The 23,216-nt window shown below is 36.5% G+C and carries 27 protein-coding genes and 1 pseudogene; 11 read left to right on the forward strand and 17 right to left on the reverse strand.

The genetic code is table 11. The features are described 5' to 3' along the window. Positions 1–9: 9 nt before the first annotated feature. Together J2Y67_RS10245 and J2Y67_RS10250 are read right to left on the reverse strand one after the other, a co-directional pair. Positions 10–597 carry a hypothetical protein gene (locus J2Y67_RS10245; protein WP_310173518.1) on the reverse strand — a complete coding sequence of 196 codons (588 nt, stop codon included), beginning with the start codon at positions 595–597 and terminating at the stop codon, positions 10–12. Positions 598–859: 262 nt separating this feature from the next. Further along, a complete protein-coding gene (locus J2Y67_RS10250) occupies positions 860–1,339 on the reverse strand; it encodes a DUF3574 domain-containing protein (protein ID WP_310173520.1) in 480 nt (159 codons plus the stop codon). A gap of 349 nt (positions 1,340–1,688) precedes the next feature. Here J2Y67_RS10250 and J2Y67_RS10255 point away from each other — a divergent pair, with 349 nt between their 5' ends. Both J2Y67_RS10255 and J2Y67_RS10260 read left to right on the forward strand, forming a co-directional pair. Further along, positions 1,689–2,609 (forward strand): hypothetical protein, encoded by a 921-nt coding sequence (locus J2Y67_RS10255; RefSeq protein ID WP_310173522.1) that lies wholly within the window; start codon positions 1,689–1,691, stop codon positions 2,607–2,609. A 5-nt stretch (positions 2,610–2,614) separates the two neighbouring features. Beyond that, positions 2,615–3,352 carry an SH3 domain-containing protein gene (locus tag J2Y67_RS10260; RefSeq protein WP_310173523.1) on the forward strand — a complete coding sequence of 246 codons (738 nt, stop codon included), beginning with the start codon at positions 2,615–2,617 and terminating at the stop codon, positions 3,350–3,352. Positions 3,353–3,540: 188 nt separating this feature from the next. Here J2Y67_RS10260 and J2Y67_RS10265 read toward each other — a convergent pair whose 3' ends face one another. Beyond that, positions 3,541–5,325, reverse strand: a complete 1,785-nt coding sequence (locus tag J2Y67_RS10265) for a S9 family peptidase (RefSeq protein WP_310173525.1) — start codon at positions 5,323–5,325, stop codon at positions 3,541–3,543. Positions 5,326–5,859: 534 nt separating this feature from the next. On the opposite strand from J2Y67_RS10265, the gene J2Y67_RS10270 reads away from it, so the two are divergent. The 5 genes from J2Y67_RS10270 (at position 5,860) to J2Y67_RS10290 (ending at position 9,429) form a co-directional block, all read left to right on the forward strand. Next, entirely contained in the window at positions 5,860–6,588 is a 729-nt protein-coding gene (locus tag J2Y67_RS10270; protein ID WP_310173527.1) for an amino acid ABC transporter ATP-binding protein, read from the forward strand. 14 nt (positions 6,589–6,602) lie between these two features. Further along, complete coding sequence (locus J2Y67_RS10275) at positions 6,603–7,409, forward strand: transporter substrate-binding domain-containing protein (protein WP_310173529.1); 807 nt, start codon at positions 6,603–6,605, stop codon at positions 7,407–7,409. 93 nt (positions 7,410–7,502) lie between these two features. Next, entirely contained in the window at positions 7,503–8,150 is a 648-nt protein-coding gene (locus tag J2Y67_RS10280) for an amino acid ABC transporter permease (RefSeq protein WP_310173531.1), read from the forward strand. 4 nt (positions 8,151–8,154) lie between these two features. Continuing rightward, positions 8,155–8,817 carry an amino acid ABC transporter permease gene (locus tag J2Y67_RS10285; RefSeq protein WP_310173534.1) on the forward strand — a complete coding sequence of 221 codons (663 nt, stop codon included), beginning with the start codon at positions 8,155–8,157 and terminating at the stop codon, positions 8,815–8,817. Positions 8,818–9,276: 459 nt separating this feature from the next. After that, positions 9,277–9,429 (forward strand): hypothetical protein, encoded by a 153-nt coding sequence (locus J2Y67_RS10290; RefSeq protein WP_310173536.1) that lies wholly within the window; start codon positions 9,277–9,279, stop codon positions 9,427–9,429. Between the two features lie 369 nt (positions 9,430–9,798). Here the strand turns inward: J2Y67_RS10290 and J2Y67_RS10295 are convergent, their stop codons facing one another. From J2Y67_RS10295 to J2Y67_RS10310, 4 genes are all read right to left on the reverse strand, one after another. Next, the gene (locus J2Y67_RS10295; RefSeq protein ID WP_310173539.1) at positions 9,799–11,058 is read right to left on the reverse strand and encodes a PQQ-binding-like beta-propeller repeat protein; all 1,260 of its coding nucleotides are present in this window, start codon (positions 11,056–11,058) and stop codon (positions 9,799–9,801) included. A 659-nt stretch (positions 11,059–11,717) separates the two neighbouring features. After that, positions 11,718–12,104: a transporter substrate-binding domain-containing protein gene (locus J2Y67_RS10300; protein ID WP_310173541.1), complete on the reverse strand. Its 387-nt coding sequence runs from the start codon at positions 12,102–12,104 to the stop codon at positions 11,718–11,720. Positions 12,105–12,177: 73 nt separating this feature from the next. After that, entirely contained in the window at positions 12,178–13,146 is a 969-nt protein-coding gene (locus J2Y67_RS10305; protein ID WP_310173543.1) for an NAD(P)-dependent alcohol dehydrogenase, read from the reverse strand. Positions 13,147–13,434: 288 nt separating this feature from the next. After that, positions 13,435–14,016 carry a Crp/Fnr family transcriptional regulator gene (locus J2Y67_RS10310; protein WP_310173545.1) on the reverse strand — a complete coding sequence of 194 codons (582 nt, stop codon included), beginning with the start codon at positions 14,014–14,016 and terminating at the stop codon, positions 13,435–13,437. A 554-nt stretch (positions 14,017–14,570) separates the two neighbouring features. Here J2Y67_RS10310 and J2Y67_RS10315 point away from each other — a divergent pair. Further along, positions 14,571–14,774 (forward strand): helix-turn-helix transcriptional regulator, encoded by a 204-nt coding sequence (locus J2Y67_RS10315; RefSeq protein ID WP_310173547.1) that lies wholly within the window; start codon positions 14,571–14,573, stop codon positions 14,772–14,774. Continuing rightward, on the forward strand, positions 14,771–14,992 hold the full coding sequence (locus J2Y67_RS10320) for a hypothetical protein (RefSeq protein ID WP_310173549.1): 222 nt from the start codon (positions 14,771–14,773) through the stop codon (positions 14,990–14,992). Before J2Y67_RS10315 ends, J2Y67_RS10320 begins: the two co-directional genes overlap by 4 nt. Before the next feature lie 183 nt (positions 14,993–15,175). Here J2Y67_RS10320 and J2Y67_RS10325 read toward each other — a convergent pair whose 3' ends face one another. From J2Y67_RS10325 to J2Y67_RS10340, 4 genes and pseudogenes are all read right to left on the reverse strand, one after another. Continuing rightward, the gene (locus J2Y67_RS10325; RefSeq protein ID WP_310173552.1) at positions 15,176–15,646 is read right to left on the reverse strand and encodes an SMI1/KNR4 family protein; all 471 of its coding nucleotides are present in this window, start codon (positions 15,644–15,646) and stop codon (positions 15,176–15,178) included. A gap of 354 nt (positions 15,647–16,000) precedes the next feature. Continuing rightward, entirely contained in the window at positions 16,001–16,303 is a 303-nt protein-coding gene (locus J2Y67_RS10330; protein ID WP_310173553.1) for a contact-dependent growth inhibition system immunity protein, read from the reverse strand. 19 nt (positions 16,304–16,322) lie between these two features. Further along, a pseudogene (locus J2Y67_RS10335) lies at positions 16,323–16,730 on the reverse strand (RNase A-like domain-containing protein); the annotation flags it as partial. 230 nt (positions 16,731–16,960) lie between these two features. Beyond that, positions 16,961–17,482, reverse strand: a complete 522-nt coding sequence (locus tag J2Y67_RS10340; protein ID WP_310173557.1) for a hypothetical protein — start codon at positions 17,480–17,482, stop codon at positions 16,961–16,963. Here J2Y67_RS10340 and J2Y67_RS10345 point away from each other — a divergent pair. After that, a complete protein-coding gene (locus J2Y67_RS10345) occupies positions 17,469–17,681 on the forward strand; it encodes a hypothetical protein (RefSeq protein WP_310173559.1) in 213 nt (70 codons plus the stop codon). The two genes, J2Y67_RS10340 and J2Y67_RS10345, sit on opposite strands and share 14 nt — an antisense overlap. Here J2Y67_RS10345 and tnpB read toward each other — a convergent pair. From tnpB to J2Y67_RS10370, 6 genes are all read right to left on the reverse strand, one after another. After that, positions 17,658–17,807, reverse strand: coding sequence for an IS66 family insertion sequence element accessory protein TnpB (tnpB, locus tag J2Y67_RS27960; RefSeq protein ID WP_396954064.1), 150 nt, complete (start codon positions 17,805–17,807; stop codon positions 17,658–17,660). The genes J2Y67_RS10345 and tnpB overlap by 24 nt on opposite strands. Beyond that, a complete protein-coding gene (tnpA, locus tag J2Y67_RS10350) occupies positions 17,801–18,127 on the reverse strand; it encodes an IS66 family insertion sequence element accessory protein TnpA (protein WP_310173562.1) in 327 nt (108 codons plus the stop codon). Before tnpA ends, tnpB begins: the two co-directional genes overlap by 7 nt. Positions 18,128–18,594: 467 nt before the next feature. Beyond that, positions 18,595–18,978 (reverse strand): immunity 22 family protein, encoded by a 384-nt coding sequence (locus tag J2Y67_RS10355; RefSeq protein ID WP_310173565.1) that lies wholly within the window; start codon positions 18,976–18,978, stop codon positions 18,595–18,597. Between the two features lie 3 nt (positions 18,979–18,981). After that, positions 18,982–20,688, reverse strand: coding sequence for a hypothetical protein (locus J2Y67_RS10360; RefSeq protein WP_310173567.1), 1,707 nt, complete (start codon positions 20,686–20,688; stop codon positions 18,982–18,984). Positions 20,689–20,690: 2 nt separating this feature from the next. Then, positions 20,691–20,987, reverse strand: coding sequence for a hypothetical protein (locus J2Y67_RS10365; protein ID WP_310173569.1), 297 nt, complete (start codon positions 20,985–20,987; stop codon positions 20,691–20,693). 525 nt (positions 20,988–21,512) lie between these two features. Further along, positions 21,513–21,992 (reverse strand): GyrI-like domain-containing protein, encoded by a 480-nt coding sequence (locus J2Y67_RS10370; RefSeq protein WP_310173571.1) that lies wholly within the window; start codon positions 21,990–21,992, stop codon positions 21,513–21,515. Positions 21,993–22,074: 82 nt separating this feature from the next. Between J2Y67_RS10370 and J2Y67_RS10375 the strand changes: the two genes are divergently transcribed. Next, the gene (locus tag J2Y67_RS10375) at positions 22,075–22,995 is read left to right on the forward strand and encodes a helix-turn-helix transcriptional regulator (RefSeq protein ID WP_310173573.1); all 921 of its coding nucleotides are present in this window, start codon (positions 22,075–22,077) and stop codon (positions 22,993–22,995) included. Positions 22,996–23,216 lie beyond the last annotated feature (221 nt).

A 23,216-nucleotide genomic window follows, 5' to 3' on the forward strand; every position in this document is an offset into this window, starting at 1 on the left:
TAGGACCCTTTATGACAGGTAGATGGGTATTGGAAAAAAGGACTTAAATGAATTTGAATTTATAACGTTTTTTACTGAGTTAAAGACCTTTCCGTTCGCAAGTGCCGTAAAACCTTGTTTCACCGTTTTTTGGAACAGATTACTTTTTATAAAATTACGCGCCCGCTCTTTGCCTTGCCGTAATGCTGCCTCTACTCCATTCGTTACTTGTTCCTTTAACTTTCCACTCCTGAAAACATTATACGGAAGAAGACCTTTGGACACTGGTTCCGTCGCTTTAGAGGCACCTTTTCCTAGCTTTCCTATTTTGCTGACCTTTCCGACTTTATCAATTCCTTTAAACCCGACAAGCGATACTAGAGAATATGTAAAAAATTTAGCACGGCTCCGGGGATTGCCATTTGTGACATCTCGTTCCCAAGCCTGCTCTACTGCACCCCACATATACTTAAATGTGTCGATTGGATGAAGAAGCGTATTCCCAATTCCTTTGAAAAATCCATGAGGATCCGTGATAATCGCTTTACCCAAATCCCAAAGTCCTTTGAAAATATCAAAAACCGCTTTAACAAAACCCTCAGCTATTCCGATAAACACGTTCCCAAATTATTGTACCAAGTTGAGGAACTTTTTTTCGAATTATAAGAAGATGTGCGGCTGCCTGTTTCACGAAACATTAGAGCATTTAATGATCCATTAGCGTTTAAACCTGAGCTGTTGCCTATCGAACCCGCTTTTAAACCTATAAGTGCAGAGTGTTCTACACCAATATTGGGATCGGCAAAGAAAAACCGGTTTTTGCCAGTAGATAGATAACTTACAAAAACACTCTCCCATTAATGGAAGAGTTATTTTTCAATTATTCTACGAAATACATTTTTCCATTAACTTCTACGGAGACTGATGATTGATGTAAAGCCTCCTTAATTTGTTTTGCGTAATTTGCAACATCATTGATTTTTGAGTTATTTAATTTTTGTGCAAAGCTATACACAATCGTAACCTTTTCTTTAATCAAATTTCCCTTATCATCAACCCAAGCCCCATTTCCATCAACTGCTGTAGCACCTCCAAACATAGTAGAAAAGTGAGTCATTGCATCATCTACCCATTTGTTATGCTCTTCTTTAGAAATCGGGTCACTCCCATTTGTAGACGGTATGTAGATTTTAACAATATTATCTAAATGGAATTCTCCTTCTAATGCATTAGATGGAGTTTGAGCTTCAATAAGTTTTGGTTGGGTGAATGCATTCCCCATAGGAGATAAATAAGCAAATGTTACCACGAATAAAAATGTAAATAGCGTTAATACTGTCTTGTTTTTTATTACTTTCAATCGTTTCACCCCATTTTATTTTTCTACCAAATTGTACCTTGAATGTAAAAATCTTAAAACAGGTTTTTTTGTCTTTTGTTGACTTTATTTGTCTTTTATTTTTTGTTTCTATTATTTGGTCATAAAAAATCTACCTCTAATTGCTAGTTGTAACAAACAATTGGAGTGAAGATTCTTAAGTCCTTTGTTAAGAAACAGTCGGTGCCAATAAAAAGGAATGAGACTGTGAAGGAATATGTAAAAACCTTGATCAAAAGATATGGGGTTTTTCTTACGATTGTCTGCATAGAATGTAGACAAGGGTGAGTGATCTCTCAATGAAAATAGTAAACCTGGAGGGAATAACCTAATGCAATTTATTGAAGATGTTAATGACGTGAAATTTAGTTTTTGGGAAAAACCGCCGGCGTCGTCTATGACTCATGCATTTGTTTATGTTAATAATGACAACGAATACTATGCAGTTAAAAATGGAGAGCGTTTGTCACGCAGTGAATTGCGGATTGGTAAATATAATAGGGTTTATACCGTCAATTTGCAGCATCAAACCATCACCTACAATGAGGAGGTCTCTTCGGCAACAAGAGGGAGAAGGTTCTCTGTCAATTTATCTATCGATATCGCCGTCGAACAACCGGAACGAATAGTTCAACAAAATGCAGGAGAATTTCGCACCATCATTAACAATAATCTGCCCTTCTGGGTAGAATCAGAAGCAAGATTTTTTCCTATTGAAGAGGAACTGAGATTTGCCCGGCATATTGAAGAATTTTTTCAATCCTCGCCATTAGTCAAGGTGTTAAGAGATGCTGGAATTGTTGTTCGAAATGTTCGGGTTTTGATCCGGCAAGGTATTCGGGACCAGCGCCATGATGAGGCGATCGCCGATTTAGACCGGAACGCAGAACTATCCGCCTATCAAGAGGCTCATGACTTGGAGGAAGCGCGCCGGATTTCGGCCACGATTAAAGAAGCCCTTGAAGCAGGTGATTTTATCACTGCCGGGAAGCTAGGAGAAAAAAATGAAATGGCAAAGCGGTTGGTAGAATCGGAGTTTAGCCAAAATCAGACCTTCAAATCTGAGGTAAACAAACAACTATTAAACTTGATCAACGATCACACGATTGACCAGTTCCAGGCAGAACAAAGATTAGCCAAACTAAAGAAACTATTCCCCTATCTTCCCGTCGATCTGGAAAAAGTAAATAGGAAAAAACAGATTTCTGATCCTAGGAGAGAACTTCCATCCTATTTAAATAAAGGAGATTAGTGATTGTGGAATCCATTATAAATCAGTTATTTTGGTTGTGGACACCTGTTTCTCTCCTTCCGGAATGGCTCCGTATTTTTTTGGTTCTCTTTGTACTCCTGCTGCTCGTAAGAACGATTTTGTTGTACGTTGTTCCTCCCTCCTTCAATTTGTTGTGCCGGTTGTTGAAAAAAATGCTTTATCTCCTTTCTTATCCCATCATGGCAGGAATTTGCACGATGCAAAGAAGCCGGAGAGAAGCAGGAAAAGCGGGCATACCTATTTGGATTGATATCATTGAAGGAATATTTGCCTTGTTCGAAAGGTTTTTCAATAAAATGATTCAGCTTTTCAGGAAACGGAAAAGGAATAAGGCAAGGATTAAAAGATGGACCTTCTATTCTGCTACAGCTTTAGCGATTTTGCTTTCTGCAGCAACTATAAACAATCCAAATGAGCGGTATACACAAAAATGGAAGAAAGCTGAGGCCTGGTTAAACCAAGAACATGGAGACACACAAGTATCCGGTGCCGCTTCTCCTGATACAAAAGAATTCATTTTAAATAGGAAATATAAAGATGGTGGAAATATTCGGGTAGCTCCCACACTAACCGCGGATCGATTATACACGATTGGAAATGGGGAAATCATGCACTTTTTGAATAAAGAACAAGTAGATTCCAAAGGAATTAAGTGGCTAAAAGTTCAAACCGCAAACGGGATCGAAGGCTGGATTTCAGCCAGCATTGTCCGAGAAAAATAATAAATTGAGAGATTTACCATCTTAGTGTCGCAACTTTATGCTCCGTTTTTCCATTCATAGAACAGGCTAAATAAGGAGAGTTGATTCAAATGGAAATAAGTACTCTCCTTATTTAAAGCTCTTCCAAATTCATCAATCCATGAACCTCTAACTAGATGGTCACTCCTAGTCCTGACAACATTGAGAAATCACTTACCAATATGCCGATTGAGAAATTGTACCATTTCTTTATAGGCAGTACTTTTATTTTTAAGTTTTTCGAATTTATGGCCTTCATCTTCAAACCGAATAAATTCAACTAGGTGATTTCGATCCTTTAATTTATTCACCATTTGCTCGGATTCTGTTATCGGGACACGGGGATCATTTTCCCCATGGAGAACCATTAGCGGGGAAGTGATTCTATCTGTATGATTCAATGGATCAATTCTATCAAAAAATTTTCCGTCTCTTTCTATTGTTCCATATTCAGCCTCCCTTTGCTTCTTACGCCAGGGGCTTGTTGTTTCGAGGAAAGTTCTAAGGCTTGACATTCCCACAATATCAATGGCGGCAGACCAATACTTAGGAAAATGGCTAATGGCAGCAAGAACCAGAAACCCACCATAGCTGCCGCCCATTAAGGCAATCCTTTCAAAATCTATGTTCCTATTTGTCTTTAGCCATTTAACTAAATAAACCAGATCCGTTACAGCATCTATTCTTTTTTGGACATCATCAAGATGGGTGTACGTTTTTCCGTAGCCCGTACTGCCCCGAACGTTTGGTGCACAAACAGCAAACCCAAGATTTAATAAGTATTGCTGGATGGAGTTGTAAACAGCACGGCTTTGGCTCTCAGGACCCCCGTGAATATAAAGGACAACAGGCAATTTTTTAGTGATGTTTTTCGGTTGGTAGTAAAATGCTGGAATCTGAAGTTTGTCAAAAGAGTGGAAAGTTATGATTTCCGGTTCAATCAATTTATCCTTCAGAACTGGTGATCGGGAAACATATGTAAGCCTCTCAGCTTGTATTGTTTTAAGATCCAGTTCCCATATTTCAGGTGGATAAGCTGGTCCATTAAATTCATATGCCAGTTTTTGATTATCAGGGGAAAAATTCATTTTTGATATGACACCAAGTGGTGTTTTCCATGTATAAAGATTGCTTGTGTTTAAGTCTAAAATGATCCCTTTGGAAATTCCCCCTTCATTTATCGTAAAGGCAAGCTTTTCTTTATCATTACTCATTTCTAGATTTTCGAAATCCCACTCTCTAAGCTCCATCCAATCGAAATGTTTTGTTTTTAAGTTAATAAAGGCAAGCCCAAAGAATTCTCTATCTTTATTGGATAATAAATAGAGATGAGTTCCATCCTTATTAAAATGAGCATTTATAAAGCTTGCTTCCCCTGAATGTTTTGTTATCCAGTTCACGCTCCCAGTTGAAAGGTCAAGTATACCTAAATCATTATCTAGAGGTGTATTTATTTTCTCAATTAATAGCGAATTTCCATCTGGGGCCCATTTAAGGGATGAAAATAGCCCATTATCCGAATAAACAAGACGGATTTCTAATGTTTCCAGATTTTGAATGTATATATCAAAATAGGCTGGATGCCGGCGATTACTAGACCAGGCAATCCATTTTCCATCAGGAGAGCTTCCGCCATAAAGATGAATATGTTCTGGTGAGTTTGTCAGATCTATTAGTGTATTATCTTTCTTTAGTAAGTATAATTGCTCATTTTCATTTCCCTTAATATCCATCCCAATAATTAAATGAGATGTACCGTTTACATACTTAATAAGGGTTATTCTATCCTGTGTAAAAGAGACTTGGGCAGGCCAGCCTTCACCTCGATCGAGCTCCCATACTTGAGGTACACCCGTATAATCAGCAATAAAGCGTAACTTGTTACCAACAGGAGCGTATTCTGGATTTTTCGCAGTACGAACATGTAAATAAGGGTCTAAACTTACGACATCCATAAAATCCCCTTTCCTGGATTAAATCAAAATCGTTCTTTACAATTGAGAGCTGTTGAAAGTTCAAATGAAATAAAACGGGATAAAACTCTCCAATCCATTTTATTTAATCAAAGGGGAATTATGCTAAATTGGCCCATACTTGATACTCATTTATTCCACTGAGTTACTGCCGATTTAATTATTGGAGTAAAAATCGGTGCAAAAGATGTATCAGCGAATAGGACATTCGACAATTGGTTTCACGATGGACACATATACTCATGTGGAACCAAAGATGCAAAAAGCTGTCATTTTTTACAGCTTTTAGTTTTTTATTTATTTTTTAATAACCATTTTTAATATTCTTAAAAAGTAAATCGGCGTAACACTTAAGTATTCTATATTAGATTACCTGTTCTACTATTTTAAAATCCTAAAAAACAAGTAAATTGTCCTAGTCTGATTTAGACAAGTCAGGAATATAATTCAAATGATTCTAAAAATTACCAATTTGGAATTTGCATTATGAATAGGTATTCTATCAGGAGGTCAAGAATGATTGAATTTAATCAGGTAAATAAGTTTTTTGGCGATTTTCAAGTCTTAAAAGATATTAATCTCACAATCCATCCAGGTGAAGTTGTAGTAGTAATAGGTCCATCGGGTTCAGGGAAAAGTACTTTGCTGCGCTGTATTAATCATCTGGAATCAATCTCTGACGGTACTCTCACCGTAAATGGGATATCTGTAGGAAATAAAAAAACAGATATCAACAAGCTAAGGCGCAAGATTGGAATGGTGTTTCAGCATTTTAACTTATATCCCCACAAAACTGTGCTTGAAAATATCACTCTTGCTCCTATGAAAGCATTGAACCTATCTGAAAAAGAAGCGAAGAATACGGCAAAACATTATCTTGATAAGGTAGGGATATTAGATAAGGCCGATTCTTATCCTTCCCAGCTTTCCGGGGGCCAGCAGCAGCGTGTTGCAATAGCCCGCGGCCTTGCAATGAAACCGGAAATCATGCTTTTCGATGAACCGACCTCGGCACTTGATCCCGAAATGATTGGAGAGGTTCTAGATGTTATGAAGGCCCTTGCCAGGGAAGGAATGACGATGGTCGTAGTCACCCACGAAATGGGCTTTGCCAGAGAGGTGGCAGACCGAATCGTATTTATGAATGAGGGGCGAATTTTAGAAGAAGCAGTTCCGGCTGAATTTTTCGAGAATCCACGTGAAGAACGGGCTCGCTTATTTCTCAGCCGTATATTAAATCATTAATAGGGGGAAAGAAAATGTTCAAAACAAAAAATTTATTAAAAACGGTGGTCGTATCAACAATGGCTGCCCTACTTCTTGCCGGCTGCGGCGGGGACAAGGACACGAAAGGCAGCAGCAAGGATGTGCTTGCCAAGATTAAGGAAGATAAAAAAATCGTATTTGGAGTAAAATATGACACGCGTTTATTTGGATTGAAAAATCCTTCGACGGGAAAGGTAGAAGGATTCGATATTGATCTCTCCAAAGCCCTTGCAGAAGAAATGTTTGGAAAGGATGTTAAACCTGAGTATGTAGAGGTTACATCGAAAACAAGGGTTGGACTCCTTAATAATGGCAAGGTTGATGCCGTTGTCGCGACCATGACCATCACGGATGAACGGAAAAAAGAAGTAGACTTTACGGATGTCTATTTTGATGCAGGGCAATCTTTGCTTGTGAAAAAAGGCAGCAAGATTCATAGCATTGCAGACTTGAAAAAAGGGACGAAAGTGCTTGCTGTTAAAGGCTCAACATCGACGATCAATATTCGTGAAAAAGCCCCTGAAACAACCGTCCTAGAATTCGAAAACTATGCGGAGGCCTTTACAGCCTTAAAGGCAGGTAAGGGTGATGCCCTGACTACAGATGATTCAATCCTTTATGGAATGGTAGAAGAAGATCCATCTTTTGAACTGGTTGGAGGAACATTCACGAAAGAACCTTATGGCATCGCTGTTAAAAAAGGCAATAAAGAGCTTGTCGATGCGTTGAATAAAGCATTAAAAAGCCTGAAGGATTCAGGAAAGTACGATGAAATAAAGAATAAATGGATAAAAAAATAATCCCTTTTTAACAGGTTTCTAGTCAGGATGGGCAGTTGTAAGTTTGTAAGTTTACAATCCAGCTCATCCTGATTCATTAGGAGGAGATCGCTTGTGGATTTCTCGATTTTAACCACTAATATCGATTCATTTTTGGAAGGATTAAAAATAACCCTTATTGCCAGTTTAATCGCTTTATTATGCAGTTTCCTTTTGGGAACACTGATTGCAGTCATGCGAATTGGCCCGTTTAAACTACTAAACTGGCTCGGTACGGCATATGTTGAATTTATCCGTAATATACCGGTACTAGTTATTATCTTTTTCACATACTTGGTTGGAAACTTTGGCGGGATGGTGGCAGGAACACTAGGATTGACCATTTATACGGCGTCTTTCATTGCCGAAGCCATCCGTGCTGGAATTATGTCGGTTCCAAAAGGCCAAATGGAGGCTGCCCGCTCGACTGGGTTGAGTTACGGCCAGGCAATGAGAATGGTTATCCTACCCCAGGCGATCAAAATTGTCATCCCTCCACTTGGCAACCAATTTATCAATTTAGTTAAAAATTCATCATTGTTAGCCGTCGTCGCTGGTGGGGATTTAATGTATCAGGGGGACTTAATTTCAGCAAAAACATACGTAACCTTTGATACCTATGTGTTTGTTGCCCTATTTTATTTACTATTAACAATTCCTTTAAGTCTTGGTGTCGGATATTTAGAAAAACGCATGGCTCGTAGTCATGAAGGAGGTGCATAAAAGGATGGATTTTCTGGCACCGTTCACTGAAGTATATACACTGGACAATTTTAAATTTCTGTTGGAAGGACTTGGGGTCACTCTTAAGGTCGCTGCCATTTCGATTGTCCTCAGTTTTGTTATTGGCGGTCTTATGGGTACTCTCAGATATGCACGGATTCCGGTTGTTTCACCAGTTCTTGCTTTAATTGTCGAGACCATTCGTAACCTTCCCTTGCTGCTGATCATTTTCTTTACCTATTTTGCATTACCCGAAATCGGAATTGAGATGGAAATAACCACTGCAACTATCGCAGCATTGACAGTTTTTGAATCGGCCATGCTGTCAGAAATTATCCGAAGCGGATTAAACTCCATCGAAAAAGGCCAGATTGAAGCAGGACGTTCTTCCGGACTGACCTATATCCAGACATTACGCTATATCATCATGCCCCAGGCTCTGAGACGAATGGTTCCCCCTATTGTCAGTCAATTTATTTCTCTGCTTAAAGATACATCCCTGGCAGTCGTCATTGCCCTGCCGGATTTATTACACAATGGACAAATTATTTACGCTCAAAAAGGATCGTATGTGATACCTGTTTTTATCATTTTGGCATTGATGTACTTTATTGTTAATTATGCTTTGTCACTCATTGCACGAAAGTTAGAATTAAAACAGACTTAAAAAATCCGGCTCCTTATTTGGGCCGGATGTCTTTTCTTGAAAGGCCTCTTCCGGTGTTTTTGGCAATTAAAAAATGCTATTTACTCTCCTGTTTTTATTTTTACTAGGCTCTGTTAAACTTGGTTGTTGATTTCCGCTCCAGGCACTTCGCTTTCCGTGGGCGGTTCGGGGAGCCTCCTCGTCGCTTCGCTCCTGCGGGGTCTCCCCTGTCCCTTACTCCCACAGGAGTCTTCGTGCCTTCCGCTCCTATCAACGCTGTTCGAAAAATCAACATTGTTCTTTAACACAGCCTTTCACTAAAAAAAAAAGCTTTCATAGAAACTGAAATGGCAGTAGTTGAGTAGCTTTTTAGCATCTTAATATTCTATTCCATCCACTTTTTGTAGAGGGCGTCAAATTTCCCCTGGAGCTTCATTTCATCCATCCACGTTTCCAAGTTCCTGCCACTCGGCTATCCTTATGTTTTATGATGCAATCGGTCCAGCGAGTCCCAACTTTGTTTCTAAAATACCGATTAATCCGTTAAAACCTGTTACAACCGTACCGACCTCTGCTTCTTTGTCACCGAGTGCGTCCGGATATGTTTTAGAATCGGGCGAGCCAATGGTCTAGAATAATCTTCAACATCGTTACCCTCTTTTGCAGTGAATTCCTTATAGCTTCTGTTTCACTACGGCTTTTTTACTAGTTAATTTCTAGAGGAAATGGTTATATCCTTTTATTACTTTTTGTTTTCGTTTACAGGAACTATTGTACTCCAAAAGGTGCACCATTTTCAGTACACCCTTTCATAATTATAGAAATATAGTAAAAACTCCATGAAAAAAGCTTGTCGAAAAGTCCTTTCTAGACTTAATCAACAAGCTTTTAGTGTGTTCACTACCGACTATCATTAAAAAAATTATAATATTATACTTACTAAAAGTGTTAACTTTTGATTTTAAAAGAGAATAACAAATGTGGCCCTTTCAAACTTCCATTCTACTTTAAAAGATAGTAACTCAACTTACCAGACCTAGATTTTTCCTCGATAATTGGCACAGTTGGTTTAATACTTTTACCTGCAATAGGAATTTGGTAGGTTGGAAAAGAATAGCTACCTAACCCTGATTTATAAAAAATAGATCCAGTGCTTTTACTAATTCCATAAATTCTATTCTCTAATACAACCATCTCATTCTTTAAATGAATAATCTGTGGATTTTCAATTTTATTGATAAAAAATAATTTATTTCCTGAAACACCGACTCCCTGACTATTTTCACCTTGATACCTTATCGACCATTGGAGCTTTCCTTTATCAGTTAATGTGTATATCCAACTTGTACCCTCAAAATCAGTTGAGCCAATATAAATAAGGTCTTGATCAAAGATTATAAAAGTCACATATCCATTAAATGTTTTTTTCCAAGATAGATGAAAATCTTTATCATAGACATTTATAGTATCATCTTCCCCCTTACCAATGGTCTTCATATAAATTTGTCCTTTTGGTGAAAATTGAGGTGCATCATAAAATGAGTCTTTAATTAGTACCTTTTCATTTCCTTTTGAATCAAAGGAAATCAATGATTTAGAGGATTGATCAGTCACATAAATTTTCCCTTTATACAAAGCTGGTGGACGATTTACTACTCCTAAACTTTTTGACCAAAGGATTTTTCCAGTAATGATAGAAATACCCAAAACCCGGGAGTATTTTTTGCCTGGGGTTGTTCGACCCTCACTAATTCGGTCATAATATCGGTCGGTCACGAAGTAAAGAACATCTCCAAAACTAACAGACTCATAACCGTCATATGCAATAGAACCGTTTAAATGAGTTCGATATAAAGTTTTCCCTTTTGTATTTAAGACAACTAAGTTGGAAGGACTATTGTCAAGTAAACTTGGACTACGTTCATCTAAAAAAATGAGATTTCCTTCTACAGCCAAAAGACTTACCCCAGGGTGATACTGCTTTTTCCAAAGGGTTTTGCCACTTTTCTTTGCAATTAATAACATACTAAGATCCATACTAATATCTTTTGGATAGGAATACACTTGAACTCCATTATCCGTTTTTAAATTTCTCTTATTTTCTGGAGTGAAATAGTCCTTTAACAGTGGATGACTTTTTGGATTTGATATATTTACCTTTTTGACGACCCCTGTAGCAGCCGAAATCATTGACACTCTAAAAAAGCTAAAGATGAGTATCAACGAAATGAACATCATGATTCTTGCAGATCGTTTTTTCAATTCAATTCTCCTTTCCTTTTTTGTATAAATCATTCATTTTAATTTATAATCAAATACCATTATATTCTAATATTTTCAAATTTACATATTTTCAACAAACTTATATATGGTTGAGTTAATTTCATAATTGATTTTATGTATAAATTATGCAGGAAAATTGGAGTCAGTCCCCCGGTGAGTTAACCCTTTACTCTACCGGGGGACTGACCCCTCGAACACGAAGATAGAGGATTTCATACAGTGGATTGTACAACTGATTTATCATCTTACGAACCAAGCGAATTGCACGAATGCTTTTAAATGTAAATGACCATTCGACGAACAGCTTAATTCAGCTTGTTAGGAGGGCTCACTTCTTAAGCACCTTTACCAATAAAAATATTCCGCCAATAACCAGTGCTAATGTTATTAAAAATATTAAACCTGGCACACCTATATTTGAAATCAAATCTTCTCCCCCTTAAAAATCCAGTTAATTTCTACCATTAATTATAACGATTTTTTTAGGAGCTGACTTGATAAGTTTTGAAAATTCCGTGTTATCAAAAATAAGGTAAGAGACTCCTTAAAAAAGTACGAGTAAGTGTGATATTTATGCTGCGAATATAAAATAAAAAAGTAGTCCGTTTTGGAGTGCTAAATTAATTTTTGTACTCTAATTATAACATCATACGTACAATCTGAAACAAGATGAGGGATATCGAGATTTTTTCTACAACAGTTATGTTAGCATTGCTTAGATACTTTCGGACAAATGCTTCGTTTGTTCCGCCTGGATTTACACCGATGCGTACAGAAGGCTTGTTAATATCTTCTATGGTAAGATATTTATCTTTATCTTCTTTGTGAATCAAAGGCACCTTACCGAATGATAGGTAACCTTGGGATACATAAGCGCTTTTTTGTCTAGCTGTATTGCGAATCACACCGCCCACAGCGATATCAAATTTGTCCGCTTGTAGGTCTTTCATCATCGTAGGCCATGTGGTAGCAACAAATTTCACCTCCACACCGAGGTCTTTTCCAAGCTCTTTGGCAGCACACAAAAAAGCTTGAGAAATATTTTCAACCTCAAGCTTTTTGACTTTAATGTGGTAAGACTTTAATTAATACGCCCCGTTATACAGTAATTACCACTTTTCCTTGAGCGTGACCTTCCTGAAAATATTTGAAAGCTTCAGTTACTTCACTTAATTTATACCGTTTATCAATTATTGGTTTTACTTTGCCAGTCTCAAGTAAATCTTTTACATAATTTAAGTCTTTTTGGTTTGATCTCTGTAACAGGTTACTTATTTTCTTGCTTCCAGTCATTGAAATAAAAGGTCCAAGAAATAATGTTTGAAAATATTGGGATTCGGAACCTCCTACGTGAACGAAAATCCCATTTGGTTTTAGTACACGTTTATAAGCTGAAATGGAATTAGAACCGTTCACACCAATAATCAAATCGTAACACTCCTCATCTTGGGTGAAATCCTCTTTTGTATAATCAATGATATGGTCGGCTCCTATTGAACGCAATATCTCTAAATTTCTTGTACTACATACACCTGTTACTTCAGCACCAAATGATTTGGCAATTTGTACCGCGAAAGTACCGACGCCACCAGATGCCCCATAAATTAATACTTTATGTCCCGATTTAATCTTACCTTTATCACGGAGTCCCTGTAAGGCAGTCACACCTGCCATAGGAGTCGCAGCAGCTTCCTCGAAGGAGATATTGGTTGGCTTTAAGGCTAAAGCATATTCGGGGACAGTTACATATTCAGCAAAACCACCCCAGCCACAACCCGAGAGGTCGCCAAATACTTCATCACCTATTTGAAATAGCTTAACATCTTTACCAACAGCTTCAACTGTACCAGCTATGTCACCTCCTGGAATAGAGTATTTTGGTCTCGTTAGTCCGAAGGCTAAACGGGCTAAGAGGGGTTTGCCTTTCAAAAGAACCAAGTTACCAAAGTTCAAGGATGCTGTATGAACCTTTACCAATACTTGATTCTCGGTAGGTAAAGATTTTTTTATCTCTTTTAATTCAAGTACATCGGGTGAACCATATTTATCACAAACTATTGCTTTCATAATAACTCCCTCCAATATTCTTTAAAATGAAAGGATTTGCTTGTTTATTTCCGAAATTATCCATAGACTAATCTCCTTGATTTAATTTTATTTAATAATAACAAGGGGATTAAAACCTTTCATTGACTTAAGTTAATTTCTAGAAAATTTAGAGTTTTTTTATGGTGGTTATTACAAAGAGTAAGGCTGGTATTATGCTCAATGATGCTTGGTGAGTTAAGCTTCGGTATTTTGTTGCTGCTGAGAGGAGGGAAGATTGCGAAATGTGGATGACATCTATTTTAAAATTTATTTTTTTTTAATTCGCTTTTTTATTCTACTTAATGACTCAGGAGTAATTCCAAGATAACTAGCCAATTGATGCTGTGGTACACGGTCAACTAACTGTGGACGTTTCCGTAAAATGGATTCGTAGCGTTCTTCTGGAGAAGAATTAATAAATTCTCCGAATTGTTCTTGTATTTCACCAAGGTTTATCTCCATCATTTTGCGTATCATTGTTTCCATTTGTGGGTATTTGTTAAACATCGTTTTTTCAGAATAAACGTTGCCAACAACTAATATGCAGTCTTCGACACACACTAATGAATATTTTGATAAATCACCTTGTGTCTGTTCGTTCATAATTGGAATAGCTTGTTCTTCAGTAAAAAAATTTGATGTCACCTCTTTACCTGATTCATCTATAAAAAACTGCCTAACACACCCCATTAATATGAAATAACATTTAATGGAAGAAAGTTCTCCTTGTCTAAGAAGGTATTTTCCTTTTTTATATTCATCAATTCGTAAACTTTCAGAGATTGCCCGCTGTTCATCTTCGCTGAGTGAAGTAAAATCAGACATATATTTCAAGAGAATTTTCCTCATATTACCTTCCTTTCTAATTGAGGTAATTTAAATGTTCCTTAATCATTTTAACACTTTTATCCATATACTTTTTCCTTTTTAGATAAAATTACAATTGAAATAGCACTCAAATTCGCACGATGACAATAGCTATTGTCAAGATGTTATTTGGGGTGCTATTTTAGGTATATTTTCTTTAAAAATGTTGATGTATCAACGAAAAAAAGTATACCAATTGCTTCGTTAATTGATATGCTAATTCAAATACTATTTATTATGTTTCTCCACGAAAACGGAACTACTTACTAATACTAACGGGTTCTCTTTCGAGGTGCAAAACGTAAAAAAACAAGTGAAATCACACACGAAAAAGCAGGTGAAATCGCAAACGGATTCTCCCTGCTTTTCTCTGTATATAGGGATAAAATTAAAAATGTTAAGGTTAATGAACATTTCGGTTATTGAATGCTACGCTTTTAGATATAATGTAAAAACAATTTGACATTTTGACATGATGATTTATAATTATAAATGTAAAAAGTTTTTTACATTTATTGAAGTTTAGGTGGTTCAGGTTGAAAAATAATATTAGAAATGTACGAAAAGAAATGAAGCTCTCACAAGAAGAACTTGCCAATAAGTGTGGGGTTACAAGACAAACCATTAATGCCATTGAAAATAATAAATATGACCCAACTTTAACATTAGCATTTAAGTTATCCATACACTTAAACACGCAAATTGAAAAATTATTCTTTTATGAGGAGGAGAAAAAATGAGATTACGAAAAGCTGACGAGATGGAAAAGTATCAAAGTGACCAATCCGCAAAGTATGGATTTATTTTTTATACCATAGCCCTATTGATTTGGTCTGCATATGATTTTTATGCCAAAGGAAACTCTGGATTGCAATTTACTATTTTATTGATAGGAAATGCGGTTTACCTTTATTCAAGAGTGGTTTACAACAGAAAAATGAACTCTTCACAAAAATGACCTTCTTATTATCGAAGGTCATTTTTATGACATGTAGATAATGTCTTTTAGTTCAAATACCCTGTCTGTTAATCCAATTCGTTGAGCGGGGGTAAGCATTTGCTTATGCCATGGGGGACGGTTCTTGTGGCCACTTTTACACTAAAAAAGCCACAAGAACCCCCTAGGTCCTTTCTTGTTATATTACTCCATATTAGAAATAAATTCTCTAAATGTATTAGCTACAAAATATGTTATTGGTTCTAATTCAGCAGATTCTTCATGATTCCAAACAACAACTTTTGGATTTTCTCTATCATCCCTAAAATCCAAACATACAAAATCACCAGCAAACAAAACAGCAATTGGTAAAATATCTGCACCTATTAAATCTTCATTATCAGTCAATCTATCTTCAAGTTGTGTTAATGTAACATCGATATCATACATTCCTAATGTATTATCTTTAGGAGTCTTTAATAAACATAAAAAGCGATCTATTGCATATTCGCGGTTATTATATGTAAAAGCTCCATCTATTGGTCTTCCCCCATTATTTTCTTTCAGAAAATCAACAAAATCTTTTGGAAGTTTTACTCTCCAAATTTTTTCTTTTCTCTCAAACAAATCATCTGTTGGTAACGGTAGAGCTATAGTCGACTTATCTATTTTCAATTAAAATCCTCCTTATTTAAAGCTCTCCCAAATTCATCAATCCATGAACCTCTAACTATACGATAACGATCAGCGGTCTGCCAGATCTACGACGGGAAAATTGTCTTCACTACCATTCTGTTTGCTCAATATTCCCCATTCATTATCCATCATTAACCTTGATATCCGAAGCTGGCATTATATTATCTACCTGATCAAACATTTTCACTATACAGGAGAAAAAACTTTCATTTATATCCCAAAACGAACAGGTGAATTCAATACCTTTTTCACATTAAATAGCAACATCAAATTTCAGTAGAGTAAAAACCTTGAATAGCATGTCGCTGTCCAAGGTTTTGGTAAAGAAAAATCCTATTTTGTTTTTATTACTTCTTTTATTTCTTCAATAATATTGTTTAGCCATTCAAGTGGTTCTACACCGAGATCCGGAAAGTATACTCCATCTGCACAGTATTGAATGTATTCATTTTTGTCATTATCTGAATACTCACTTCGAACAAAATCTGTTAGGAAGACAATTGCATTTTCTAGATACTCTTTACTTTCCACAGATAATAACTCATGAAAGGCCTCTTCCGGAGACTCAATGTCCTGATGAAAGGTTCCAGCTAAGAACTGAAAAACAGGTTCTTCCAGTTTGTTTGTAAATAACATTGTATCGCACCCTTCAGTATTAGTTTGGATAACCAGTCAGAATGAAGTTTCCTTCTCCATTCTTTTTTAAAACAATTCTTGCATTTTTCATATTTTCAATAGTTGGAGAATCTCTTTTTACTCCGAATCCAATTACATCATTTCCTTGGTAAGTTAAGACTAAAGTTGATCCACTTTGTGGATTATTTAACCATGATTGGATAACTTTGTTGTTATCTGTATCATTTAAAACATTACTTACAACTCTTTCAGCTGTAGCCCTATCAATAAAAGTAGAAGAACCTGAAATTCTAGGATTACTTTCCATTCTCTGTATTAATTTTTCTGCAGTTTTTCCAACATGCCTTTCAATCAAATGGCCGCCTTTTAACTCATGTGCAGCTAATCCTCCACCTGGTACAAGAGAACTTTTATCTCCTGGTTTAACATATTCAATACCCTTTAACCTTACTCCCACTGACTCGGGATTGTCCTGTCTATTTACGCTAAACTTCTGAAAAAAATCTCCAACCTGCTTTTTTGCTGTGGTAACCATTAAAATCTTCCCACCACTCGCAGAGGACACCTTTTCCACCTTGATTCTAGTTGGAACTTCCACCTTTGTAACTTTTCTTCTTAAATCATCAATCGCAAGCTTTGTTTTAAAAGTTGGACTCTTTAAAACAATGTTATAATGGTTTTCAAAAAAGGTTTTAAACGATTTGGGATATACAACGTTTTTAACTGTATTAAAACCTTCGCGTTCGCAAGCGCTGTAAACCCTTGTTGCACCATTATTTGAAACAGATTACTATTTAAAAATTTATGGGCCTGATCTTTTCCATGATGGAATGCTGCCTCTACTCCATTCGTTACTTGTTCCTTTAATCTTTCAGTCCGGAAAACATTATACGGAAGAAGACCTTTAGGCCCAGCTTTAGTCGCTTTAGAGGCACCTTTTCCTAGCTTACCTAATTTGCCGACCTTTCCGACTTTATCAATCCCTTTTAACCCGACAAGCGACACTAGAGAATATGTAAAAAATTTAGCACGGCTCCGGGCATCGCCATTTGTGACATCTCGTTCCCAAGCTTGCTCTACTGCACCCCTCATATACTTAAAAGTGTCGATTGGATGAAGAACCGCATTCCCCATTCCTTTGAAAAACCCTAGGGGATCAGTGATAATGGCTTTTCCCAAGCCCCAAAGCCCCTTAAAAATATCAAAAACTGCTTTAACAAAGCCCTCTGCTGCTCCGATAAATAGATTGCCTATTGTTTTGTACCACGTTGAGGAACCTTTTTTTGCTGATTTATTGGGGCTGGATTCAAGAAACATTAAAGCATTCAACGATCCACTGGCGGTCAATCCAGATCTATTTATTACAGAAGACAAATAGATTAGGAGAGAATGGGTCTAAATCGAATCCTTCTTTAACAAGAATTGCTAATCCGTCTATTGATTTTCTTAAATCCGTGAAACCTCTTGCGAGATAGACACGATCAACGCTAATTCCATCTAACACAACGTCTTCAACACCGTGATAACGTCAGCCAATAGAGAAGGATTAAAACCAGGTTTCACCTCAATGGACGCAAGTCCAACTTTTACTTGTAATGTTTCACTATTTTCATCAGTTGAATCTTCTAATTCTATAGGAACCCATTGGGAGCTTGGTTTCGTTTTGGATTCTAATCCTTCGATTCTTTTTAACCAATATTTAAATTGATGAATACTTATATCATTGGCTTTACACCAATTAGCTTGGGTTTGACCGCTAGACCTGTAAACTAAGATCCGTCGTTCCCATTCTTTACGTAATTGCGGATTTGATTTCTTAGACATGAAAAACCTCCTCAAATATTGATTTGAAGAGATTATCTCATGTTAATTAATATGTTCCTAGGTGGGGGCTATTTGACGCTTACGTTATTAAAACATACCCTCATATTGGTGCAATTTTAGTGAGTTCTGAATTTCAAGTTAACCTCAATCATGTTGTCCTATACTTAAATTGCTCAAAAAACAAAAAGCACCTGTTGCCTAAAAGGCAATAAAGTGCTTTATTGTTAACTTATATAAACATTTCACGACAAATATTATGATTACCCAACGATCTTGGGTAATCTCGCAAGTATATAGATTGTTCCCTATAATAATACTTGGATGTTTAAAATGTCATCTCTAGCCAAATTATCGTTATATACCTAAGTACCGTTATGCAACTCTATAAAGATACCCCCATCATAAGTCTTTACTATTTTACAGCCTAATATTTTTTTTCTCTCTACTGCAAACATACTTTAATTATATCAATCTACATATTCAGCCGTACCAATAAACTCCAACTTGTAGGAATTCTTATCAACAAAATTCACAATTTTACCTTCTTTATTATAATCATAATTATAAATTAAAATGATGGTATTGTATTTAGATTTTAACTTAATGTTTTTGAACTGTTGTATTAATTGATTATCATATGAAAAATCTACTAAAAGATTTTTTATGTCATCTTCAGCATCAGGAATCCAATCTTTTTCAACTAAGTCCCTGTCATAATAGCCTAATTTAAAATCTTTCTCAAAAATAGAGGGAATGCTATCTCCGTCTTCATTATATTTTATTTCAGTGTACTTTTCGAGCTCATCAAAATCATTAAAGCATCCTAACCACAAGGTAACATCATTTTTCATTTTTTACCTCCTCAAACCTTTTGGTAAATCTATAATGCCATTTTTCATTCTATTTTTTGCCCACTCATTAAGCCTTTTAACAAAACTTTCATAGTCAGAAGAAGAATCAATTATCTTCAAAATTTCATTATGTGCCTTTGTTGAACCTCTTCTCCCATGACGACCAGGTGGATTGACAAATTCTACATCTTTAGTCAATGACCTCATTTCTTTAATGTCATCCATACTAATTCCCCACTGTTTAAATATAGGAGTTCTTGCTACAAGATGCCATTCATGATATCCTCCTGGTCGTCTAATCCTATCTTCTATTTTACTTCTCAACTCAGGATTATTCCACATTTCCTCAAATTCTATTGGTGAAAGACTATCAAACCATTTATTAAATTCATTGTTTCTTACTGATGGAATTTCCACATCATTTAAATTCTTACTATACTCACTATATCCTTTACTATCATCAACCGTACCCTTAGAAGTGTCCTTTGCCAGTTTAATTTCGACAACTTTTTTAACACTAAACTTTTGAATAAGATCATATACCTGCATCTTTTCTGTCGAAACACTAAGAACCTTTCCCCCGGTTGCTGCAGCTAGTTGCTCCACCCTAACTCGAGTTGGTATTTCTACCTTTGAAACTTTTCTTCCCAGTTCACCTATCGCTACCCTTGTTCTCGAAATCGGGCTTTTTATAACAGCATTATAGGTATCGCTAAACAAGGACATGAACGATTTCGGATTTACCACGTTTTTTACTGTGTTTAGGACTTTCGCATTCACAAGTGCCGCTAATCCTTGTTTCACCGTTTTTTGGAAAAGATCACTTTTTAAAAATTTATGGGTATGATCTTTTCCATAACGGAATGCAGCCTCTACTCCATTAGTTACTTGTTCCTTTAACTTTTCAGTTCTGAAAACATTATACGGTAGAATACTTTTGGACCCTGATTCCGTAACTTTAACGGCACCTTTTCCCAGCTTTCCTAATTTGCCGACCTTTCCGACTTTATCAATTCCTTTTAACCCGACAAGCGACACAAGAGAATAGGTGAAAAATTTCGCACGGCTCCGAGCATCGCCATTTGTGACATCTCGTTCCCAAGCCTGCTCTACTGCACCGTATAGATACTTAAAAGTATCAACTGGATAAAGGATCGCATTCCCAATTCCTTTGAAAAAACCTAGGGGATCTGTGATAATCGCTTTTCCCAATTCCCAAAGTCCCTTGAAAATATCAAAAACTGCCTTAACAAAACCCTCTGCAATTCCGATAAGCACATTGCCTAAGGTTTGATACCAAGTTAAGGAACTTTTTTTCGAATCATAGGAAAATGTACGGCTACCTGTTTCTCGAAACATTAAAGCATTCAATGAACCTCTAGCGTTCGAACCTGATGTGTTTATTGAATTAGGAGCTCCGATCGAACACGCTTTTAAAACCAGGTTCCTTTCGTCTTCACTCATTCGTGTCTCGGTCAGGACAACAAGCTTTTGGATTTGATTGAGCTTTTGCTGATATTGTTTTATGCTGCGAACAAACTCTTCCTCTATTTGATGAATACGCTGCGTCGGGACACCTGGAATATTGGCAAACAAAGAACTAAGATCATATTGAACATGGTGGAGAGCTTGATCACATTTATGTTTCGCCTTTTCGAGTTGAGTGGCAAAATCCCACAAATCATGAAAGTTAATTTGGATTTTGCTCATTCTTATTCTTTTGCCTTCCCTTTTAACTGATGAATTTCTTTATGTAACTCCGCTAAGAGCTTTTCACCCATATTATAGATTTCACTTCCTAGAACATTCAACTCTGCAGCCATTTTTTCGTATTCATTTCTTGCATCTCCATGCCATTGATGAGTATCCCTTGCGTGGGCAGAAACGAAAAGGTTTTTCCCTTCATTCATGCAGCTCATCGCCTGCTTCATATTCGTACCATACCCTTCCAAAATCCCAGCCTGCACTTTATATAATTTTCTCTTTGTTTCTTTCTCTAAATCAATCATCCTATTGAATCCCCTTCATTGCTTACAACTTAAAAACCAATTCATAAATTAGCTATTGTAAATTTTACCAAATGTTTAATCATAGGTAATCCTACTAAAGTCACGGAAATGGGTTGGCCCCCTCTACCGTAAAATATTAATTAAACGGGGGACCGACACAAAGAACAACAAGTTTACCTAGGGAGTAATATGAAAAATGAATATACAACTTAAAGGATTCTGAAAGCTAAAAAAAGTCTAATTCCTCCGCATTTTTACGGAGGAATTAGACTAATGATCTTCAACATTCGCGCCCTTTAATTTAATAAGTGATGATTTATTTTTCATTCCATTAGTGAGCTGGCATTCCAAAAGCAACGTGATCAATGATCATGGCTGTCCTTTTTAGGATTGGGAATGAATATTGGGATTAAGTATTTCTTAACGTTGTAAAAAACAGGGTAATCGTCTTGAAAATATGATTAGCATTGTAATCCGCATTATCCTGACGTCACACCTATTAAGCTTACCTGTCGTTTACCTAAGCTATTTGACTTTTACGGGAATCCTTAATTCAACAACCGAGTCCATTGGGTTACCGTTCAATAACGCTTCAATGACATAGGTATCTTTATACACAAGTTCAGGATGGTTTGGTAAAATATCTCCGAAAAATTGGCGAATTAATCGGTCAAATAATTTTCGACTTGGTCCTCCTGCAGCAGTAAGCACGACATAATCATTAGCTGGCAAAACTAATTGTTCCGTATCTTCAGCAACAGTTGCCGTATTTGCTCCTGCAAAATAGGATAAGCCCTCACTGCCAGTTGTCCCGACAGCATAACCAATTTTGTCTCTGCTCCCAGCCATTAGTGCGCTAAATTTGCCACTTTGTGCGAGTTGCCCGAAGTGCGCTGATTTTTGTTTCGATACCTCATCGACATTCTCCATTGTTGGCATTGGAACGGTGGTGCTATAGCCAGTCAAGGTTAATTCATCCATGTGTTTTATTGTTAATTTAGTCATTTTATTTCCCCTTTTCTTATTTTCTATCTATACTATAACCAACAAACCCTGACAGCTGTCTGTCATATATTTGGAGATACTTATGAAAATCGAACGATTAATTAGTATGATTATGATTTTATTGCAGCGAGAATTAGTCTCGGCAACAGAACTAGCAAATATTTTTGAGGTAACGACACGGACGATTTATCGCGATGTCGAAACACTGAGCATGGCGAAGATCCCCATTTATACCGTTCCGGGACGAGATGGCGGAATTGGACTAATGCCTACCTATAAAGTTGATAAAAAGCTGTTAACCTCTATGGATTTGCAAAATATTTTAACTGCCTTACATGGTGTGGAGCAGCTCATTCAAAGTCCAGAAATCAAATCAACTATGACAAAAATCCGTGCAATGCAAACAGAACAACGGAACGCTGAGATGGACTTTTCTTTGCATTTTACTGGTTGGCAAGGAACAGAAGAATTGAAGGCTGTAGCTGAGTCTTTACAAGAGGCAATCCGTTTACATTTAATTATCAAATTTGATTATTATGATGTTAATGGAACACACTCTTCTCGAAAAATTGAACCCTATCACTTGATGTATAAAGGCGAACGCTGGTATTTACAAGGCTATAGCTATGAAAGAGAGGATTTTCGCACCTTCCGCTTGGCGCGCATGTCGAATTTGAAATTTACAAACGAAACATTTAATATACGCGATTATATCGTAAAAGACAAAATTCCAAAAGAAAAGCTACCCCAGTTTTACCCAGTTCGTTTGAAAGCGACTATGAGGGTTCGCGATATCATTATCGAACGCTTTGGCACCTCGGTGATTACACCCTGTGATGAAACAACCTACTATGTAGACCTGCAACTTCCGAATGTTGAGAATGCCTATCGCTTTATTTTACAGTTAGGAGCGAATGCCGAAATGATTGACGGTGGTCTTTTTGAAAAGGATTTTCGCAAGTATTTGGCAAAAATCATGAACATTTATGAACTTAATCTTTAATGCCAAAAAGATAATTATCTAATCAGAAGACTACTTAAAAGTCTGGAAATATTAAGGGCTGTGGAAACGTTAGACTAACCAGATTAGTGAATATTTTAAGAATTAAAAAAGATTTGAAAGAAATCAGTAAATTGGATATAATTACACTTAATGGGTGATTTCGGAAAAATGGAATCACTCTTTTTCTAAAGCAGAAGTTAACGTGAATAAAATTCAAATGG

The sequence above is a fragment of the Neobacillus niacini genome, from assembly GCF_031456445.1.
Lineage (GTDB): Bacteria > Bacillota > Bacilli > Bacillales > Cytobacillaceae > Neobacillus > Neobacillus niacini_I.

What these genes read in the sequence shown, in the direction of transcription:
- J2Y67_RS10370 (WP_310173571.1), bottom strand. Translation starts at nt 21,992, where the DNA reads ATGACTAAATTAACAATAAAACACATGGATGAATTAACCTTGACTGGC.
- J2Y67_RS10320 (WP_310173549.1), top strand. Translation starts at nt 14,771, where the DNA reads ATGAGATTACGAAAAGCTGACGAGATGGAAAAGTATCAAAGTGACCAA.
- tnpA (WP_310173562.1), bottom strand. Translation starts at nt 18,127, where the DNA reads ATGTCTAAGAAATCAAATCCGCAATTACGTAAAGAATGGGAACGACGG.
- J2Y67_RS10255 (WP_310173522.1), top strand. Translation starts at nt 1,689, where the DNA reads ATGCAATTTATTGAAGATGTTAATGACGTGAAATTTAGTTTTTGGGAA.
- J2Y67_RS10310 (WP_310173545.1), bottom strand. Translation starts at nt 14,016, where the DNA reads ATGAGGAAAATTCTCTTGAAATATATGTCTGATTTTACTTCACTCAGC.
- J2Y67_RS10275 (WP_310173529.1), top strand. Translation starts at nt 6,603, where the DNA reads ATGTTCAAAACAAAAAATTTATTAAAAACGGTGGTCGTATCAACAATG.
- J2Y67_RS10265 (WP_310173525.1), bottom strand. Translation starts at nt 5,325, where the DNA reads ATGGATGTCGTAAGTTTAGACCCTTATTTACATGTTCGTACTGCGAAA.
- J2Y67_RS10355 (WP_310173565.1), bottom strand. Translation starts at nt 18,978, where the DNA reads ATGAAAAATGATGTTACCTTGTGGTTAGGATGCTTTAATGATTTTGAT.
- J2Y67_RS10270 (WP_310173527.1), top strand. Translation starts at nt 5,860, where the DNA reads ATGATTGAATTTAATCAGGTAAATAAGTTTTTTGGCGATTTTCAAGTC.
- J2Y67_RS10305 (WP_310173543.1), bottom strand. Translation starts at nt 13,146, where the DNA reads ATGAAAGCAATAGTTTGTGATAAATATGGTTCACCCGATGTACTTGAA.
- J2Y67_RS10330 (WP_310173553.1), bottom strand. Translation starts at nt 16,303, where the DNA reads ATGTTATTTACAAACAAACTGGAAGAACCTGTTTTTCAGTTCTTAGCT.
- J2Y67_RS10360 (WP_310173567.1), bottom strand. Translation starts at nt 20,688, where the DNA reads ATGAGCAAAATCCAAATTAACTTTCATGATTTGTGGGATTTTGCCACT.
- J2Y67_RS10375 (WP_310173573.1), top strand. Translation starts at nt 22,075, where the DNA reads ATGAAAATCGAACGATTAATTAGTATGATTATGATTTTATTGCAGCGA.
- J2Y67_RS10285 (WP_310173534.1), top strand. Translation starts at nt 8,155, where the DNA reads ATGGATTTTCTGGCACCGTTCACTGAAGTATATACACTGGACAATTTT.
- J2Y67_RS10365 (WP_310173569.1), bottom strand. Translation starts at nt 20,987, where the DNA reads ATGATTGATTTAGAGAAAGAAACAAAGAGAAAATTATATAAAGTGCAG.
- J2Y67_RS10345 (WP_310173559.1), top strand. Translation starts at nt 17,469, where the DNA reads ATGGCTTTTCCCAAGCCCCAAAGCCCCTTAAAAATATCAAAAACTGCT.
- J2Y67_RS10290 (WP_310173536.1), top strand. Translation starts at nt 9,277, where the DNA reads ATGTTTTATGATGCAATCGGTCCAGCGAGTCCCAACTTTGTTTCTAAA.